The sequence below is a fragment of the uncultured Ellagibacter sp. genome, from assembly GCF_934636505.1.
Taxonomy (GTDB): Bacteria; Actinomycetota; Coriobacteriia; order Coriobacteriales; family Eggerthellaceae; genus Ellagibacter.
In genome coordinates this window covers 1-18731 of sequence record NZ_CAKUAL010000040.1, presented here as the reverse complement: position 1 = coordinate 18731, position 18731 = coordinate 1, and the positions used below count along the sequence as shown (strand labels likewise).

15 protein-coding genes are annotated in these 18731 nt (G+C 62.4%); 9 read left to right on the top strand and 6 right to left on the bottom strand.

The window, feature by feature from the left end; all coding sequences use genetic code 11:
• A partial coding sequence (locus tag Q0G18_RS05985; protein WP_297150703.1) for a DMT family transporter occupies nt 1-764 on the top strand: 764 nt, incomplete at its 5' end.
• Between the two features lie 2245 nt (nt 765-3009).
• Here the strand turns inward: Q0G18_RS05985 and Q0G18_RS05980 are convergent.
• Nucleotides 3010-3963: a LysR family transcriptional regulator gene (locus Q0G18_RS05980; protein WP_297150700.1), complete on the bottom strand. Its 954-nt coding sequence runs from the start codon at nt 3961-3963 to the stop codon at nt 3010-3012.
• Between the two features lie 198 nt (nt 3964-4161).
• Between Q0G18_RS05980 and Q0G18_RS05975 the strand changes: the two genes are divergently transcribed.
• The 6 genes from Q0G18_RS05975 (at nt 4162) to Q0G18_RS05950 (ending at nt 10959) form a co-directional block, all read left to right on the top strand.
• Nucleotides 4162-6558: a molybdopterin-dependent oxidoreductase gene (locus Q0G18_RS05975; RefSeq protein WP_297150697.1), complete on the top strand. Its 2397-nt coding sequence runs from the start codon at nt 4162-4164 to the stop codon at nt 6556-6558.
• Nucleotides 6559-6567: 9 nt separating this feature from the next.
• Entirely contained in the window at nt 6568-6966 is a 399-nt protein-coding gene (locus tag Q0G18_RS05970) for a 4Fe-4S dicluster domain-containing protein (RefSeq protein WP_297150694.1), read from the top strand.
• Nucleotides 6967-7135: 169 nt separating this feature from the next.
• The gene (locus Q0G18_RS05965) at nt 7136-8401 is read left to right on the top strand and encodes a glycosyltransferase family 4 protein (RefSeq protein WP_297150691.1); all 1266 of its coding nucleotides are present in this window, start codon (nt 7136-7138) and stop codon (nt 8399-8401) included.
• A 135-nt stretch (nt 8402-8536) separates the two neighbouring features.
• On the top strand, nt 8537-9772 hold the full coding sequence (locus Q0G18_RS05960) for a DegT/DnrJ/EryC1/StrS family aminotransferase (protein ID WP_297150688.1): 1236 nt from the start codon (nt 8537-8539) through the stop codon (nt 9770-9772).
• Nucleotides 9773-10417 (top strand): sugar transferase, encoded by a 645-nt coding sequence (locus tag Q0G18_RS05955; protein ID WP_297150685.1) that lies wholly within the window; start codon nt 9773-9775, stop codon nt 10415-10417.
• 131 nt (nt 10418-10548) lie between these two features.
• A complete protein-coding gene (locus Q0G18_RS05950; protein WP_296061825.1) occupies nt 10549-10959 on the top strand; it encodes a peptide deformylase in 411 nt (136 codons plus the stop codon).
• A gap of 284 nt (nt 10960-11243) precedes the next feature.
• Here Q0G18_RS05950 and Q0G18_RS05945 read toward each other — a convergent pair whose 3' ends face one another.
• The 3 genes from Q0G18_RS05945 to Q0G18_RS05935 are packed head-to-tail and all read right to left on the bottom strand — an operon-like array spanning nt 11244 to nt 13564.
• Nucleotides 11244-11921: a methionine ABC transporter permease gene (locus tag Q0G18_RS05945; protein WP_297150682.1), complete on the bottom strand. Its 678-nt coding sequence runs from the start codon at nt 11919-11921 to the stop codon at nt 11244-11246.
• Between the two features lie 3 nt (nt 11922-11924).
• Nucleotides 11925-12674 (bottom strand): ATP-binding cassette domain-containing protein, encoded by a 750-nt coding sequence (locus Q0G18_RS05940; protein WP_297150679.1) that lies wholly within the window; start codon nt 12672-12674, stop codon nt 11925-11927.
• A gap of 29 nt (nt 12675-12703) precedes the next feature.
• Nucleotides 12704-13564: a MetQ/NlpA family ABC transporter substrate-binding protein gene (locus tag Q0G18_RS05935; RefSeq protein WP_297150677.1), complete on the bottom strand. Its 861-nt coding sequence runs from the start codon at nt 13562-13564 to the stop codon at nt 12704-12706.
• A gap of 334 nt (nt 13565-13898) precedes the next feature.
• Between Q0G18_RS05935 and Q0G18_RS05930 the strand changes: the two genes are divergently transcribed.
• Together Q0G18_RS05930 and Q0G18_RS05925 are read left to right on the top strand one after the other, a co-directional pair.
• Nucleotides 13899-15242, top strand: coding sequence for a glutamine synthetase family protein (locus tag Q0G18_RS05930; protein WP_297150675.1), 1344 nt, complete (start codon nt 13899-13901; stop codon nt 15240-15242).
• 32 nt (nt 15243-15274) lie between these two features.
• Nucleotides 15275-15952, top strand: a complete 678-nt coding sequence (locus Q0G18_RS05925; protein WP_296061813.1) for a winged helix family transcriptional regulator — start codon at nt 15275-15277, stop codon at nt 15950-15952.
• A 27-nt stretch (nt 15953-15979) separates the two neighbouring features.
• On the opposite strand, the gene Q0G18_RS05920 is transcribed toward Q0G18_RS05925, so the two are convergent.
• Nucleotides 15980-17569 carry a DEAD/DEAH box helicase gene (locus tag Q0G18_RS05920; protein WP_297150673.1) on the bottom strand — a complete coding sequence of 530 codons (1590 nt, stop codon included), beginning with the start codon at nt 17567-17569 and terminating at the stop codon, nt 15980-15982.
• Between the two features lie 45 nt (nt 17570-17614).
• Nucleotides 17615-18731: glycosyltransferase (locus tag Q0G18_RS05915; RefSeq protein ID WP_297150670.1), on the bottom strand; the 1117-nt coding region annotated here is incomplete at its 5' end.

Below are 18731 nucleotides of genomic sequence, written 5' to 3'. Positions count from 1 at the left end.
CGCTTCGGGCCTTAAAGACTCGCAGCGGCAAGGTGGTCATGCTCGGTGCGCTTCTGGGCGGACCTTTGGGCATGACGGGCTACCTGATCGCCATCAACAACATCGGCGCAGGCTATACCGCGATTATCTCCGCATTCTATCCAGCGTTTGGCACGTTCATGGCGTTTATCCTGTTGAAGGAGCGCATGAGGCCGCGTCAACTCGTCGCGCTCGCCTGTGCGCTCGCGGGCGTCATGGTGATGGGTTATGCCACTTCGGGCGATTCGACGGTCGGGAATGCGGCGCTCGGCTTGGGCGGCGCGATTGTGTGCGTCGTCGGATGGGGCAGCGAGGCGGTGCTGTGCGCTTGGGGCATGCGCGACGACGCGGTCGACAACGAGACGGCGCTCCAGATTCGCGAGACGACTTCCGCCCTCGTGTATGCCGTGGTGGTGCTGCCTGCGTTTGGCGCCTGGGCGTTCACGGCGAGCGCGCTGCCGTCGATTTCCACGGCTGTCGTGGTGCTTTCCGGCCTTGCGGGCGCGGCGTCGTACCTGTTCTACTACAAGGGTATCGCGACCATCGGTGCGGCGCGGTGCATGGCGCTCAACATCACGTATTCTGCCTGGGCTGTTGTGTTCGGGCTCGTGCTTTTGGGGAGTGTACCGACCGTCGTGCAGATCGTGTGCTGCCTGGTCATCATGGCGGGGACGGTGCTTGCGGCATGCGACTGGGACGAGCTTTTCGGTCACAAGAAGACCCCTCTGCCCGAGGACGCATCGTAAGCGACGGGCGAGGCCGCGCGGCGGGGCGCGTGTTGTCTTCGGAAGCGCGGTTGCGCGGCTCGGGGCCTTCGGCTCCCGACCCTCTCGACTCTTTGGCCCCGACCCTCCGGTCCGCCACTAACCGACCGCCCGCACAACCCGCGCAACCCCAGGTCCGCCACCAACCAGCCGCCCGCGCAACTCGCCCGACCCGCCCGACCCGCCCGACCCCAGGTCCGCCACCAACCGACCCGCTTCCGTCTTCTCCGATATCTCTCTTTCGTGGACAAAAATCGGCGATATGTGAGTCTTCCTACTCCAAGGAGAAGACGCGTTCAGAAGGTGAGAAGCTGTGACCTGGTCTTTTGCGGAAACGCCGCGGCCCTCTCGATCGGCCAGCTCGAAAATGGCTCACATATCGGCGATTTTTGTCCACGAGGGTGGTCTTTCGCGCGGAAAGGATAGCGCTCACGTGCTTGAGCCCTATCAAAAAGGCGAAACAGCCCCCACTCAGCTTTCCTTCTGCTCCTTCAGCCCGTTCCTTAGGCGCCTCCTGTATGCCCCCTGTAGCGTCCGCCATGCAGTTCCCCGTACTCTCTTCTTTTCTCGGCGTATTTTCTACATGACATCCACTGTTTCCTGGCAATTATCTGGCAGATCCTCGAGGGAAATTCGGCGGGCATTGTCATATTCCTAACTGAAATCTGACAGAATATAACACCAGGTAATGAGCAAGAAAATAGTACTGGAAATCATACTGTGCGGCTGCTATGGTTCTGCCTATGACGATTTTCTTCGATGGCATATCGGCACTGGATTGCTACCGCGTGATTAGCTTATCGCGGGCGTCTGTCGGCGCGTCGAAGCGTTACGCTCGAGAGTTTGCGGCAAGCTCGCCAGATGAGGCAAGCTTGAAAGCTGCTCGGAAATCGTTTCCAAGTCTCGCTTCGCCTCGCCTTCTCGTAAGCGAACCGTCGAAGCGTTGCCGGATTCGGGGTGTTAAGTGTCGCGTCCTTGGGTCGCCTATTCCAAACGGAGCTTTTGTCTCCTTGGGTTGTGGCTTGTATGCGTGTTCGCCGTCGTTTGCATTTGTCCGCTCAGCGGTTGAACTCGACTTCGCTGAGCTGGTCCTGCTGGGTTACGAGATAACGGGCAGCTATCGCTTGGATTCGAACTCTGAACAGGGATTCTTCTCGTCGCCGCCGCTTGTGACCCATTCGGCACTGCTCTCGATTTCCTCCCAAGGCTGCCTGTTTGGTGCGAATAAGGCGAGAAACGCTTTGCGGTTTGTTTCTTCGGGATCCGCCTCGCCGATGGAAACAGTTCTCGCTACGTTGCTTTCAATGCCGAAGGCGAAGGGCGGATACGGATTGCCGTTGCCTCAGCTTAATGCAACGATCGAAGTTCCAAAGGGGGATTGGAGGGTTGCGTACGGACGGCAATTCAGGTGCGATTTGCTATGGCCGACAGCGAGTCTTTGCGTCGAGTACGATAGCGACATGTTTCACACTGGTTCGCAGAAGATCGCACGCGATGCGAGACGGCGAAACGCGCTCGCGTCCCTTGGCCTCACGGTTATCACGGCTACAAAGAGCCAGGTGACAAACATTTCTGGATTGGATCAGCTTGCATCTCAGGTGGCGAGGGGAATTGGCGTGCGATTGCGCATGGAGCGGGTAAATCGTAAGGCTCAGCGGGCGCTTCTCGACTGCGCGGTGGGTGGCTCGCGGTCCTCTCGGCGAGCGTCGCGAATTTCGCAATAGGCAGCTTCATCCTCGGCTGCTATTGCGTGTTTCGGAAGGATGCTTTTGGGCTTTGTTCGTCATGGAACAAGACCGTTTCCGCAAAGTGCCGGTTAATGCCAATCTGGTCGCCTTCTTTCTCTCTTGGAATCGCTCCGTCGTGGACAAAAAGGGCCGATATGTGAGGACTGTCAGAAGGCTAGCTTCCTTTCAGAAAAATTGACCTGGGGAAATGTCGGCAGATGTGTGAGCGAGCGGTTACCTTCGGAATCGAGGACTCACATATCGGCATTTTTTGTCCCTCGCTACCTCGTTTTCCGAGAAGAAAGGTGAGAAGAAGGGTGGTCGGCAGTTCTGGCTATGGTGGTCCTTGATAAGCCACGAACCAGGACGCGCCTTCTTTCTCTGGCGGGTAACGGTTTCGCTGCTGGCCTTTGACGCATCACAAGTCGGAAAGCCGCATGCCTTACTTCTCGAAAAGAAAGTTAGTGGGGAAAAGGGCGGGTCGGGGGGCGACGCTTCCTCTACACGGGGTATTGCGCCAGGTAGTCGGTGTGATTCTCTTCGAGATATCGATCGAGCAATCTCACGGCGTGCTGCACGCGTGGCTTTTGGCGAATGTGCTTGGGATAAAGAAACCCCACGTAGCTCATCGATTCCGGGGTCGAGAGGGGCACGAAGGCAAGGCCGTCGGTCGGCATGGCGGCATCTTCGAGCGCAAGGTGATAGCTGAACGAGTCCAGGAAAGCTACGGCGTCGTCGCGCGAATGGACGAAGCGGATGAGCATGCGCGGGCTTGCGACGCTCATTCTCACCTTCTGCAGCGGATAATCGCGAAACAGCCATTCGATCTGCTGCGCCGCTTCTCGCGAGGCGTCTGTCGCGCAGGGTGCGCCCGCCACCTCGCGTCGACGAAGGGACTCTCTTCGGGCATACGATGACGCCGCATGGCACACGACGCCCAATTGCGTGCGAAGGACGGGGTCGAACGCAAGCTCCGTGCTCGCGATGAAGTCGAGCGCGCTGTTGGCGTGAAGGTCGACAAACCCGAGGTCGGTGCCGTCCGACAGGCATGTGCGCGAGACGATTTTCTCGAAAGGCTCCTCGATATACGAGCACTGCGCGAGCAGGTCGACGTACGCCTGCGTTGCCGAGGCTATTTGCGCCGAGTAATGCGTGACGTGGATATTGAAGGGGTCCTCTTCTCGTTTATGTTCCTCGTCGGGGTTGTAAAGCGTATCGAGGAATTCCCCGTAGTCGGCAGTCACCTTCTGCGCAAACGCGAGAAAGCTTTTCCCCGTTGGCGTTAACGTGACGCCTTTGCGGCTTCGTTCGAGAAGTTTTGTCGATAGCTCGCGCTCAAGCGAGGTGATCGCCTTGTTCAGTCCCTGCTGAGACACAGCGAGTCGCTTTGCGGCGCCGTAGAACGACTCGGCGCGGGCAACCTCTTCAAAATAGCGGATCGTCTCGATGTTCATGCTCGCTCGCTCCTATACGCAACCAATCGTTGTCTAAAAGACAATTATAGGCTTCTTTCGGTTGCTGTAATTCCTTTTCATAATGAACTCAGGGTGAATGAGCGCCGTCCATTCCGCCTGCCGCAAGTTGGATACATCTTGTGTCGAGCATTTGGGATGGGACGTCGCCAAGAGGGAGAAAACGAGAGGAGCCTAATCATGACGCAAGGGGAGTCGTTCGTCTACACCTGCTGTCCTGGGTGGGGCGATCATGAATTCTGTGCGATCAAAACGATCGTCAAAGACGGCAAGATCGTGCGCACTGAAAAGCCGAGCTACACCGGCGCGGAGGCGAACGAGGGCTACATCTGCCAGAAGGGCATCATGTCGTGCCGTCAGCCGTACAATCCGAAGCGCTTGCTGCATCCGCTGAAGCGCGCGGGCGAGCGCGGCGAGGGCAAGTGGGAGGAAATCAGCTGGGACCAGGCGCTCGATGAGATTGCCGCGAAGCTTCTGCAACTGCGCGACGATTACGGCCCCGAGTCGCTCGCCATGTGGGACGTGGTGGCGTCGGTGCCGCCTTCGCAGGGGCTCGCCGCTGTGTTGAGTTCGCGGTTCATGGGACTTTGGGGCGCGACCGACCCCATTCAGGGGTACGGCCTCGACAACGGGCCGTTCTACGCGGCGTTCTTCGACATGGGCGACTTCTACAAGTACATGACGACTGATCCCGCGAACTTCGATACGTCGGATTACATCATCGTATGGGGCGCCAACCCCATCGAAAATCAGCAGCGCATCGCAAAGCACCTGGTGGAGGCGCGTTCGAACGGCGCTAAGATCGTCGACATCGGGCTTCTGTTCGACGGCACGGCGGGCTTCGCCGATGAGTTTATCCCTGTGAAACCGGGTTCCGACCCGGCCCTTTCCCTTACCATGGCGAACCTCATCATTCAGGAGAAGCGCTACAACGAGAACTTCCTGCTGTCCTACACGGTGGCGCCGTTCCTCGTGCGCGACGACACGGGCGAGTTCCTTCGCGATGCGGAAGGCAGCTACCTGGTGTGGGACGCCGATGCGCAGGCTGCGGCGCCCATGACCCCAGGTGAGCAGGCATCTCCTGTTGCGCACATGGAACTCGACGGCGCCCATGAGGTCGACGGCGTGGCGTGCAAGACGGCGTTCGCGTGCCTGCGCGAGCACGTGGCAAGCTATACGCCCGAGTGGCAGGAAGGGGTCACGGGCGTCGCCCCCGAAGTGGTCAGGCGCCTTACTGACGAGTACGTTGCAGCCCCGAATGCCTACATCTTCGGCGCGCTGGGGCTCCGCTATCAGAACCAGGGCGAAAGCTACCGTTCGTTCTATCTGCTCGGCATGTTGACGGGCAATTTGGGTCGTCCCGGCGCCGGCGTCACGAGCGAGATGCTGCCGGCCGGATTCCCGATGATTTTCAACGACACGCCCATCACCATGCCGCTTGGCCGCGAGGGCTACAAGGCGAAGATGCTGCGTCAAAACGAGTTCATCAACCAGGTGAAAAGCCAGAAGCCGTACCCGATCAAAGCGTTTTGGGTGATCGCGGGCAACCCGGTGCACAACTGCCCGAACCGCGGGCTGTGGATCGACGAGATATTCCCGCAGATGGAGCTCATCGTCGACGTGGACATCTGGATGACCGACACGGGCCAGTATGCCGACTACGTGCTGCCCGACTGCATGCCGTTCGAGCGCTATGAGCTGGTGGCGTCGGCGGCGTACAACCACATCGTCTTGCAGGAGCCGGCAATCGAGCCGCAGGGCGAGGCGCGCGACCCCACGTTCCTCTACAGCGAGCTCGCGAAGCGCGTGGGCTTAGGCGAGTACTTCGACAAGACGGCGGAGGAATGGATCGAGGTGCGCATCCAGTCGAAGTGGCCGATGATCGCGGGCATCCAGCCGCCGCTCACCTACGAGCGCCTGAAGAAGGAGAAGCTTGTGCGCGCGGCAACGCCCCCGGTGAACTGGGACCCGTTCATGGGGCTGCAGTTCAACACGCCTTCCAAGCGCCTTGAATTCTACTGCGAGCGACTGCTTCCCGTCGGGGCGCAGATGGCGGCGTATCGCGAGCCGCTTGAGGCTCCTACGCCGATGAGCTTGGGGAACGGGACGGCGAAGGGGAGGTACCACTTCTTCAGCGGCCGCCAGCGCTTCTTCATGCAGTCGATGTTCACCGACGACCCGGTCATGGCCGACCTGTCAGGCGGGTATCCGACGGGCCGCATGAACCCGGCGGATGCGCAGGCGGAAGGCATCAAGGACGGCGACAAGGTGGAAATCTACAACGAGCGCGGGCACGTGACCATCGAGATGAAGCTCGACCAGCAGATTCCCCCGGGAACCGTGCAGTGCTGGTTCGGTTGGCGCCACGACGCGTTCGAGGACGGCATGTACTCCGAGCTCATCCCGGCGCTCGGCAGCGACTACACGCTCAACGACGTGTCCAAGCATTGGGACAGCTGCGTGCGCGCGATCGGCGGTTTCCAGCCTGGGTTCGGCACTGGCGGCATCGGCGGCATGGCGGGTGCTTGGGATACGATTTGGGATTGCGCATGCGACGTGCGCAAGGTCGAGGAATAGGGGAGCGACATGGACGAGAAGACGATTCTGGTGAACCTGCAGCGATGCACGGGATGCTGGACCTGCTCCCTTGCTTGCAAGGTGGGAAACGGCCTCCCCGACGAGAAATTTTGGCTGACGGTGCGCACGGAAGGGAGCGGCGAGGGCATCGATCGGCCCGCGGGTGTGTGGCCTGACCTGCACATGAGCTGGATTCCCATCTGGTCGAAGAGCTGCGTGCGCTGCGGCGGGCGGCTGGCGGAGGGCGAGCTTCCCTACTGCGTGAACGCGTGCCCGAACGGGGCGCTTTCCGTTGGCGATGCCGCGGCAGGGGAATGCGAGGAATTGCGGCAGCGGGGTTTCCGCATCTTCAAGCTTCCCGCCTGGGAAAACTCCGCCGATAATGTGGTGTACGCATCGAAGGGGTAGCGAGGGTTAGGCCGAGGCCCAAAACCTGAGGTTAGGGGCTCCCCGGACGGCCAGGCGTTGCCGTCCGGGGAGCCCTATCCAGGATTGCCGTGCATCTTCATTCGGAATCCGCCCGCTTTCGCGAGTTCGAGGGCGGGCGCCCCCATCGGTGCTGCTATACTTCCGAACCATGGACACACTATCGAACACACACCACGCGCCTGCCCGCAAGCAGCGCATCGCCGTCGTCACCATGGGCGTGAAGCTCGGCGACGAAACGCGCGGCTACACGCGCTTTCGCTTCCTGTCGGAGCTGCTCGTGCGCGAGGGCTTCGACGTGACGCTGTTCACCTCGTCGTTCCAGCATTGGGAAAAGGCCCAGCGCGACACGGAGAAGGCGTGCTATCGCGACCTCCCGTACCGCGTCGTCTTCATCCCCGAGCCCGGCTACAAGAAGAACCTCGACCTCGCGCGCATCATGAGCCATCGTAAGGCTGCGAAGAATCTGCGCCGCATGTTCGCGGAACGTTTCGCCGCCGATGCCCGCGCGTTCGACCTCATCTACGCCGAGATTCCGCCCAACGACGTCGCCCGCGTGTGCGCGGAGACGGCGCACGAGCACGGCATTCCCTTCGTCGCCGACGTGAACGACCTGTGGCCCGAGGCCATGCGCATGGTCGTGAACGTGCCGGTCGTGAGCGACATCGCCTTCCGCCCGTTCGCACGCGATGCGCATCGCGTCTACGAGCTGCTCTCGGGCGCGGTGGGAACCTCCGACGAGTACGCCGCGCGTCCCGCTGCCGATCGCGAGGAGCCTTACGAGCGCGCGACGGTGTACGTGGGGAACAACCTTGCCGCGTTCGACGAAGGCGTGCGTGAGAATGCGGACACGGTCGTGAAACCGGCGGGCGAGTTCTGGGTGACCTATGCGGGCACGCTCGGCGCAAGCTACGACCTTTCGACCCTCGTTCAAGCTGCAAAGCTCGCGGAGCCGCAGGTGAGCGGCTTGCGCGTGAAGATCCTAGGCGATGGCCCCGACCGCGATAAGCTCACCGAGCTTGCGAGCTCGATTGGCGCGCCCGTCGATTTCCTCGGTTACACCCCCTACGAGCGCATGGCAGCCTGGCTTGCCGCGTCCGATATCACGGTCAACTCGCTCGTGCATGGCGCTGCCCAGAGCATCGTCACGAAAATCGGCGATTACCTGGCCGCGGGCATTCCCATGATCAACACGGGGGAGAGCCCCGAGTTCTGCGCGAAGGTGGAGGCGGACGGCTTCGGCGTGAACGTTGCCCCAGGAAATGCGAGCGAGCTCACCCAGGCAATCGTGAAGCTCGCCGCGCACGCCTCGTCGCGCAAGATCATGGGGGCGAAGGCGCGCGACATCGCGTGCCGCCAGTTCGATCAGGCTCATTCTTACCAGGCGATAGTGGAATTGATACGCAATTTGCTCTAAGCGCACATCAAGCGGGCAGGTTCGTTGCACAATTAAGTGCTTGAAGTAACCTGGGCGCACGTGCGCTCAATCTGTTGGCCCATGACCGCGCGCGGCAGAGCGGCGGCGTGCGCGAAGGGGCGACGAAAGGACGGCATGCTCGTGAACGTGAAGCGCAACATTCCCTTTTCCCCTCCCGATATTTCTCAAGCTGAAATCGACGAGGTGGCCGATGCGCTCCGAAGCGGCTGGATCACCACCGGGCCGAAGACCAAGCAGTTCGAGCGCGATTTGGCGGAATTCAGCCACACGACGCGCTTTGCCTGCTTCAACTCCGCGACGGCGGCGCTCGAATGCGCCCTGCGCGCGCTCGGCATCGGGCCAGGTGACGAGGTCATCACGAGCGCTTACACCTACACCGCCTCGGCGAGCCCTATTGTGCACGTGGGCGCAACCCCCGTGCTCTGTGACGTGGCGCCTGGCTCTTTCGAGATCGACTACGACCAGGTGGCGGACCTCGTCACTGAGAAGACTCGCGCTGTCATCCCCGTCGATGTGGCGGGCGTCATGTGCGACTACGACCGCCTGTGGGCAGCGCTTGAGAGCGTGAGCGGCAAGTGGCGGCCGCGCACTCCCCGCGAGGAGCTTTTCGATCGCGTGCCCATCGTTGCCGACGGCGCGCACTCGCTCGGTGCAGTGCGTCATGGCCTTCATTCGGGACAGGCGGCCGATCTCACATCGTTCTCCTTTCACGCGGTGAAGAACCTCACCACGGCAGAGGGTGGTGCGCTCACCTGGCGCGATATCCCCGGGCTCGACTCGGAGGAGCTCTATCACGACCTTATGCTGATGTCGCTTCACGGCCAAACGAAAGATGCGCTCGCAAAAACGCGCGTCGGCGCATGGGAATACGACGTGGCGTTCTGCGGCTGGAAATGCAACATGACCGACCTGCAGGCGGCACTCGGTTTGGCCCAGTTGCGCCGCTATCCGGGGCTTCTCGCGCGCCGTCGCGAGATCGTCGAGCGCTACGAGCGCGGGCTGGCGGACCTGCCGTTTGCCCTTATCAAGCATTACGGGGACGACTTCGCGTCGTCGGGGCACCTCATGCTCGCGCGCATCGAGGGAGCCTCGCAGGAGTTCCGCAACGCGTTCATCAACGAGATGGGGGAGGAAGGCGTCGCCTGCAACGTGCATTACAAGCCGCTGCCCCTGCTCACCGCCTATAAAGACCTCGGCTTCGACATCGCCGACTTCCCGAACGCGCTTGCGCAGTTCTCAAACGAGGTCACGCTGCCCTTGCACACGAAGCTCTCCGACGACGATGCGGACTACGTGATCGCGATGTGCCACGAGGTGTTCGCAAGGCTTTCCGCGAAGGGCGTGCGCTAGATGTACCTGCGCTTCGGAAAACGTGTCTGCGACATCGTCATCGGCTTGATCGCGCTGCCGTTTGTGCTGATCATCGTGGCGATTTGCGCGCCATTCATCTACTTTGAGGACAAGGGCCCCATCTTCTACAACGCGCCGCGCGTGGGCAAGGACGGCCGCGACTTCACGATGTACAAGCTGCGCTCGATGAAGGTGAACGCGCCTGACCTGGTGATGGAGGACGGGTCGACCTACAACGGCGCCGACGACCCGCGCATGACGCGCATCGGGGCCTTCATGCGCAAGGCGTCGATCGATGAGATGCCTCAGTTCCTGAACGTGCTCAAAGGCGACATGAGCGTTGTGGGCCCGCGCCCCGATCTGCGGCGAGAAACCGAGCTCTACGAGGGCAATGACGGGGAGAAACTGCTGGTCAAACCTGGCATCACGGGTTATGCCGCCGTCTATGGGCGCAACTCGCTGCCCTGGCGCGACCGTTTGAAGCTCGACGTATACTACGTGCGCCATGTGTCCTTTGCGCTCGACGTGAAGGTGTTCTTCCGCACGTTCTACGTCATCTTCAAGCAGGACGGCGTCTACGTCGAGCCCGAAGACGGGGATGTGAAGGAAGCGAACGACTCGCCAGCTGAGGAAGCTGCCAGCTAGTCCCTGGCCAAGATTGGCGCTCGCAGGGACTGGGCCAGGTTGCAGGCGTGATGCGCCTCCGTTCTCGAGCGCCCAAGCTGCCCCCGCGGCTTCTCCAAGCTGCATTTCCAATCATTCGAAAGGAACCCCTGATGATTCGTTCTATCGTGAAGATGCCTGTGCTGCTTTCGGCGCCGAGCGTCGACGCCACGCCGCTCGATGCTGCCGTGGGGCAGGATTTGCTCGACACGCTCGCGGCGCATGCTCACGAATGCGTGGGGCTCGCGGCGAACATGATCGGCGTGCGCAAGCGCATCATCGTGGCGGCGTGCGCGGGCGGCGCGGTGCTCATGTACAACCCGGAAATCATCGAGGCGTCGGGCGAGTATCAAACCGAGGAGAGCTGTTTGTCGCTAGAGGGCACACGCCCCTGCACGCGTTTCAAGCGTATAAAGGTCGCCTATCTCGACGCGTCGTTCGCACCGCGCGAGAAGTCGTTTTCGGGCTTCGAGGCGCAGATTGTCCAACACGAGATCGACCACTGCAACGGGGTCGTAATCTAAAGGGGGTCGTCCGAGGTTTCACTGGGTGAACTTGGGGAAGTCTGACAAGCCGCGCTGAAAGATAGTCGAACCCAACCATACCTCGAAATGAAAAGAAGCCGCTTCCCTCGGGAGGCGGCTTCTTTTCATTCTGGAGCTTGGTTGGCGGTGTTTCGCACGTCAAGTTCGCGGGGTTTGGCCAGCGTTGCGCGCTAGCGTCGGTTCCGCCGCGTGCTCTAGGGCTTCTCGCGACCCCATTCTCGCGTGGTCTACGACGTCACGCGGCACGCCCCGTTCCCGCTCTTCTACCTGCGGCGCTTGTCGATCTTGCGCGCGGTCACATCGCCGATCGCCTGGAATACGATGACGAGCACGACGCACAAAAGCACGGCGAAGATCATGACGTCGGTCTGGAAGCGCTGGTAGCCGTAGCGGATGGCGATATCGCCCAAGCCGCCGGCGCCTACGGTGCCTGCCATGGCGGAGTACCCGAACAGCGTGACGAACGTGATGGCCGCGCCGCGCACGAGCGAGGGCAGCGTCTCTTTCAAATACACCTTCCACACGATTTGCCAGGTAGAAGCACCGAAACTCTGAGCTGCCTCGACAAGCCCGCTGTCGGTCTCTTCAAGGCTCTGCTCGACCATGCGCGCGGCGAAGGGCGCGGCCGTCACCACGAGGGGCACGACGGCTCCCGGCACGCCGAGCGAGGTTCCTACGATAAAACGCGTGAACGGGATGAGCGCGACGAGCAGGATAATGAAAGGCACCGAACGGCCGATGTTGACAATCCACCCGACGATGGTCGAGACGATTCGGTTAGGACGCAACCCGTTCGGGCTGGTCACCACCAAAAGGATGCCAAGGGGGATACCGATGACGTACGCCAAGATGGTGGCTACGCACGTCATGACGAGCGTGTCGATGGTGCCCTGCAAAAACAAGTTGCCGTACTGGGCGAAAAAGGCGGAGAAATCGAACATGGCCTACTTCACCTCCAGGCTGTCGAAGGAAACGAGCTCGCGGGCGGCCTCGCTTTGCGGGTTCTCGAGCACTTGGCGCGTCGGGCCTTCCTCTACGATGACGCCCTCGTCGATCACGGCGACGCGGTCGCAGATGTGGCGCGCCACGGCGAGGGAGTGGGTGATCACCACGAGCGTCACGCCGAGCTCCTTGTTGATCTTCGCGAGCAGGTTCAAAACCGACACCGTCGTGCGCGTGTCGAGTGCGCTCGTGGCCTCGTCGCAGAGCATGATGCGCGGGTTGTTCGCGAGGGCGCGAGCAATCGCCACGCGCTGCTGCTGGCCGCCCGAAAGCTCGCTCGGATAGCGGTGCGCCTTGTCGGCGAGCTCGACCACTTCGAGCAGCTCGAGGGCGCGCTTCTTGGCGGCATCCTTCTTCTCGCCGCGAATGGTGAGCGGGAACATCACGTTGTCGAGCACGGTGCGCTGCTGGAACAGGCTGAAATTCTGGAAGATCATGCCGATTCCCTCGCGCAGGCGTCGCAAGTCGCGGCCCTGATAGTTCGTCACATCGACGCCGTCGATGAGAATGCGCCCCGACGTGGGACGCTCGAGCAGGTTGATGCAGCGCACCAGCGTGGACTTGCCCGCGCCCGACTGGCCGATGATGCCGAAGATCTCCCCCTCGCCAATGGTAAGGCTCACATCATGCAGGGCACGATGTGAGCCTTCGCGAGCGAGGTAGACCTTTTCGAGATGGTCTAGCTCTATCATTCGCTTTCTAACTCCTTTGTGGGCGTCCCTTAGAACACGGGGACGACAGCGCCGGCGTAGGTGTCGTTGATGTAGGTGCGAACCTCGTCGGACGTGAGTGCTTTCACAAGAGCCTTGATTTTATCAGAATCCTGGTTGCCATCCTTCACGACGAGGACATTCGCATAAGCTTCAGCGGCGAGCGAGGTGGCAGACTCGGTTGCGAGCGCGTCGGTGGTCTTGAAGCCCGCGGGGATGGCGTAGTTGCCGTTGATGCAGGCAATGTCGACGTCGGCGACGATGTTGGGAACCGTTGCAGCCTCAACTTCCTTGAGCTGGAGGTTTTTCGGGTTGGAGACGATGTCGTTTTTGGTGGCGTTGATGCCTGCGCCATCCTTCAGCGTGATGAGGCCGGCGTCCTGGAGCAGCAGCAGCGCGCGCGCCTCGTTGGTGGCGTCGTTGGGAACGGCGACGGTCGCGCCGTCAGCCAGGGCGTCGAGGCTCTTGGTCTTGCCCGGGTACAGGCCGAACGGCTCGTAGTGGACGTCGGCGACGCTCACGAGATGCGTGCCCTTTTCCTCGTTGAAGTTGTTGAGGTAGGTGATGTGCTGGAAGTAGTTGGCGTCGACCTCGCCTTCCTCGGTCACCGTGTTGGGCTGCACGTAGTCGGTGAACTCCTTCACCTCGAGGGTGTAGCCTTCCTTCTCGAGCAGCGGTTTCACAGCGTCGTTCAGAATCTCTGCGTGGGGGGAGGGGGTTGCCGCGACGGTGATGGTCTTGTCATCGGAGCTTGCCGTCTTGTCGGAGCTTGCGCCCTGAGCGCCGCAGCCTGCCAGGCCGAACGCGAGCACCGCGCCGAGAGCGAGCGTTGCGACGAGCGCCGCTTTCTTCTTCTTGAAGTTGATTGCCATTGATGATGTCCTTTCCTGGGACGCGTTGCCTTGGGGAAACGCGTTCGCTTCCATTCGATGCTCTCCATAGTATCGCGAGCGCGGGGTAAGTGGTAGTTCGAAAAACAAATGCCTGGCTATCGTAATTTGCGATATATCGAAAACGCCGCTCTGCCCGAGAGAGAATTAGCCGATGGTGAAGGAGAGGGGCCAAAGCTTCAGAAAACTGTTAACCCCATCGAAACATGACCCGATATAATGGGAAAATATTCTAAGGGCGTGGCCTGCGGTGCAGCTGCGCTTGAGCGGTGCGGGGCACACCGCCGAGAACGATCGAACGCAAGGAGCATATGCCATGTCATCCAATCCGGAACAAGATTTCGTGCTCAAAACCATCAAGGGCCGCGATGTCCACTTCGTCCGCTTCTGGTTTACCGATGTTCTCGGCAACATGAAGTCGTTCGCCGTCATCCCGAGCGAGCTCGAGAACGCCTTCGAGGACGGCATGGGCTTCGACGGCAGCTGCGTCGAGGGCTTTTGCCGCACGCGCGAAAGCGACATGCTCGCCTTCCCCGACGCCTCGACCTTCCAGGTGCTTCCGTGGCGCCCGGAGAGCAATGCGGTGGGGCGCATGTTCTGCGATATCCGCACGCCTGACGGCAAGCCCTTCGAGGGCGACCCGCGCCAGGTGCTCGCACGCGAGGTCCAGCGCGCGCTTGATATGGGCTACGTTCTCAACGTCGGGCCCGAGCTCGAGTTCTTCTACTTTAAGGACCAGCATTCGACCGAGGTGCTCGACCATGGCGGGTATTTTGACCTGACGAGCCTCGACTACGCTTCCGACCTGCGACGCGACACGGTGCTCACCCTGGAGAAGATGGGCATCCCGGTGGAGTACTCCCACCACGAGAACGGCCCTTCCCAGCACGAGATCGACCTGCGCTTCACCGACGCGCTTTCTATGGCCGACGCCGTGATGACCTACAAGCTGGTCGTGAAGGAAATCGCCATGAAGCACGGCGTGTACGCGTCGTTCATGCCCAAGCCTTTGGCCGACGCCCCCGGATCGGGCATGCACGTGCATCAGAGCCTGTTCGATCTCGATGGCAACAACGCCTTCTTCGACCCGAACGATCCGCTCGGCTACAACCTTTCCGACCTGGCGAAACACTACATCGCCGGCCTTCTGAAGTACGCGCCCGAGTTCTGCTGCGTCACCAACCAGTACGTGAACTCCTACAAGCGCCTCGTCTCCGGCGGGGAAGCGCCCACCTACATTTCCTGGGGCGCCCGCAACCGCTCGACGCTCGTGCGCATCCCGGCGTATCGCCCGAACCGCGAGGTGGCGTGCCGCGTGGAGCTGCGCAACCCCGACCCGGCGGCGAACCCGTATCTGGCGTTCGCCTGCATGCTCGCCGCGGGCCTTGCCGGCATCGAGGAGGAGCTGCCCCTGCAAGATCCGACCGAGGGGCTCGACCTGTTCGAGCTTTCGCGTCAGGACCTGCGCAAGCAGGGCGTCCGCACGCTGCCCGAGAGCCTGGGCGAGGCGGTGGAGCTCTTCGCCGAGTCCGAGCTCATGAAGAAGACGCTCGGCGAGCATATCCACGGCTATCTGGTGGAGGCGAAGCGCGCCGAGTGGAACGAATACCAGGGCACCGTTTCCGAATGGGAACGCAACCGCTACCTCGAGGTCCTCTAGATGCGCGCCCTGCATGCGGGAAAGGTTGAGCCATGATGCAAAGGAAGACAGTTCTTTTCATCGCCGACAGCCTCGACAACGCCCATAAGTTCCAGTCCGTACTCTCGGGGCTCGATGTCGACGTGGTGGCGGGTTCGTCTGCGCAGTTCAAGAAGCTGCTCGCCCAGCATCCATCGCATGACCTGGTGATTTACGAGGCGCGTGGCGATGCGCTCGACACGGTGGCGCAGGCCGAGTCGCTTTTGGTGGAGGACGGGTCCACGTCGATGCTCGTCATCGTGAACGAGGCGCAGCTGTCCGAGTTTCGCCTGCCCGTGCAGATCAAGGCGGACTTCGTGGTGCACGGCGCGTCCGCCGAGGAGTGCGCCGCCCGCATTCGCCAGCTTCTGTGGCCGGGCAACGAGAGCTCCACCTCGGATTACATCTCCGTCGACAACATGACGATCAACTTGGCGACCTATCAGGTGAAGGTGAACGGCGAGCCGCTCGACTTCACGTACCTGGAATACGCGCTGCTCGCGTTTCTGGTGACGCATCCGGGCCGCACGTACTCGCGCGATGCGCTCCTGCGCCGCGTGTGGGGCTTCGACTACTACGGCGGCAGCCGCACGGTCGATGTCCACGTGAGGCGCGTGCGCGCGAAGCTCGGCCCCGAACTGGCGCAACGTCTGGAAACCGTGCGCGGTGTCGGCTACCTCTGGAGCGCATAGGCGCTTGCGCCCCAGAGGCGGGAGAACCTAGCGGCGCTTGCTGTGCTGGCGGGCCACTTCGGCGCGGTGTGCGCGGCCAGGGCGGAAGTCACCCTTCGGCTTCGCGGCGCTCGTCTGCTTGCGGGAATTCCCGCCCTGCGACTGCTTGCGCGAGTGATCGCCCTGAGCCTGCACGCTCTTGCGCGAGCGTTCAGCCTGCGCCTTTGCGCTCTTGGCGGGCTTGCTTGTCGCAGGCGAGCTCTTGCGCGGGCGCTGCTCGTCAGCGCGCGTCGCCTTCTTGCTGTTGTGCGCCTTGGCGCCCTTGCCCGCTGGCTTTCCGCTGCGCCCGCCGTTCCCGCTGCGCGCTTCCTCGCGCTCCTCGGCGGCGCGGGCCTGCGCCTTCTTCTTTTTCTTCTCGCGCTTGTCCATCTCGCGCTTCGCCTCGGCGATGTCGGGGTCTCGCTTCGCTGCCGCCTTCGTGGCACGCTCGGCGGCGGCCACGGCGCACGCCTCCTCGTCGAAACCCTCGATGCGCACCTCGGGAATCTCGCGTTTCGTGAACTTCTCGATGTCGGCGAGCGCTTCCTGCGTCTCGGGCGTGACGAAGGAAATCGCGCGGCCCTTCGCGCCTGCACGGCCCGTGCGCCCGATGCGGTGCACGTAGTCTTCCGCCTGCGTGGGCAAATCGTAGTTCACGACGTAGTTCACCTCGTCGACATCGATGCCGCGGGCGAGCACATCGGTTGCCACCAGGATGTCGGTCGTCCCGGCTGCGAAGTTCTCGAGCGCGCGGCGGCGCTGGTTCTGCGTGCGGCTCGAGTGGATGGCCTCCACCGAGTACCCGGCGCGCTTCAGGCGGCGGCACGTCGCGTCGGCGCGGCTGCGCGTGCGGGCGAACACGATGACGCGCTCGTGCCCCCATGCGGCGATCGTCGCGCGCAGGAGGTCGGCCTTGAGCACCTGCGGCACGCGCACGATGCACTGGTCGACCGTGTCGGCGGTCTCGCCCTTGTGCGCAATCTCCACCACCTCGGGGTCGCGCAAGAACGTGCCCGCAACCCCCTCGATCGAGCGGTCGATGGTGGCGGAGAACAAAAGCGTCTGGCGCGTTTTCGGCGTGGCGGCGACAATCTTTTTCACCGACGGTAGAAAGCCCATGTCGAGCATGCGGTCGGCCTCGTCGAGCACGAGCACTTCCGCCCGGTCGAGATGCGCTGCCTTCTGCTCCATAAGGTCGATCAGGCGTCCCGGCGTGGCGATGAGCACGTCGGTCCCACGTTTGAGTGCGCTGATCTGCGGATTGTACGACACGCCGCCCACGACGGAAAGCACGCGGTGGTGGGTCGATTTCGCCACGGTCTCGCAAACCTCCGCGATCTGCGCGGCAAGCTCGCGTGTCGGGGTGACGACGAGCATGAGCGGCCCGCGTTCGCCCTTCGCGTGCCCGAGCTTGTCCATCGAAGGAAGCGAGAAGGCCGCGGTTTTGCCCGTGCCCGTCTTTGCGGCGGCGATGATGTCGCGCCCTTTAAGGGCAAGCGGGATGGCGCGCTCTTGCACGGGGGTCGGCTCCTCGTAGCCGAGGGCGCGGACGGCGGCAAGCGTCTTGGGGCTAAGCCCCAGTTCGTCGAATGAAGACATGGTTGTTCGGTTGTTCCTTTCCATCTCGGCGCGATGCCGAGTGCGTTAGCGGATGTGTGCGGGGGTATGCCCCCAGTAGAAGTGGAGGAAGCGCTTCTTGCGCATGCGCGCGTCGGTGCTCGGCTCGGCTGCGGCCAGGCGCAACGCGTTGCGAGCGATGTCGATCGCCGCGTTCGGGCGGCGCAGGAAGGAACCCTGCGTGAGCATCGCTTCCACGATAGCGGGGTTCGCATCGACATGACCCATCGCTCCGACGAGCTCGCGCGCGGTCGTCACGTGCAGGGCGGCACCGAGCGAGGTCAGCATGCGCACGTTGATGTTCTCCTGGCCATAGGCCCGCCCGAGCAAGATCATGGGCGCCTTCGCGCAGAGGCACTCGGTCACGGTGAGCCCGCCCGGCTTGCAGATTACCAGATCGCTCGCGGCCATGAGCTCGGCCATGCCCTCCACGTACTCGAGCACCGTGGCGTTCGGAATTCCCAGCTCCTCGCATTCCCGTCGCAGGTGGGCGGCGTATTCCGCGTCAGCGCCCGCTACGATCACGAGGTGGGTGTTCTTGAAGCGGTGCAGGTAGGGAAGCATCTTGTCGAGCGCCTCTCGGAAGCGCACGTAGGGCGTGGGGAGATACGCGCCCGCGAGCGCCAGCACGATGCGCTTGTCCTGCGGCAGCCCGAACTTTTCGCGTCCTGCGGCCTTGTCGTAGGTCTTGCGGAACGCGGGGCGCGCGGGGATGCCCGTGATCGCGATGCGCTCCTCGGGCACCTTGCGCGGGCGTAAGGTCTCGGCCATCGACTCGTTCGCGACGCAGAAAAGGTCGCTGTGCAGATGGGGCCACAGCCCTTCGGTCTCGTAGTCGGTGGGGACGCATACGATGGGGAAGGACTGCCCGGTGATCATGCGCGCGCCGACGGCAACGTTGGCGGCGGTGATGTGCGTGCAGACGATGGCGAGGGGCTTGGTTTTGCGCACGTGCTCGGTGAAGCGGGGGAACATGATGCGCGACCAGGCGGTGCCGCCTCCCCACAGAAGGCGCCCCGTGAGGGTGTAGCGCCAGGTGAGGTCGTAGATGGGACGCGTCGGACCAGTGAACATCGACGCCATCTTGTCGCCGTTCATGCGCATGCGGCCGAAATCGAGCACGTCGAGCACCTCGACATGCAGG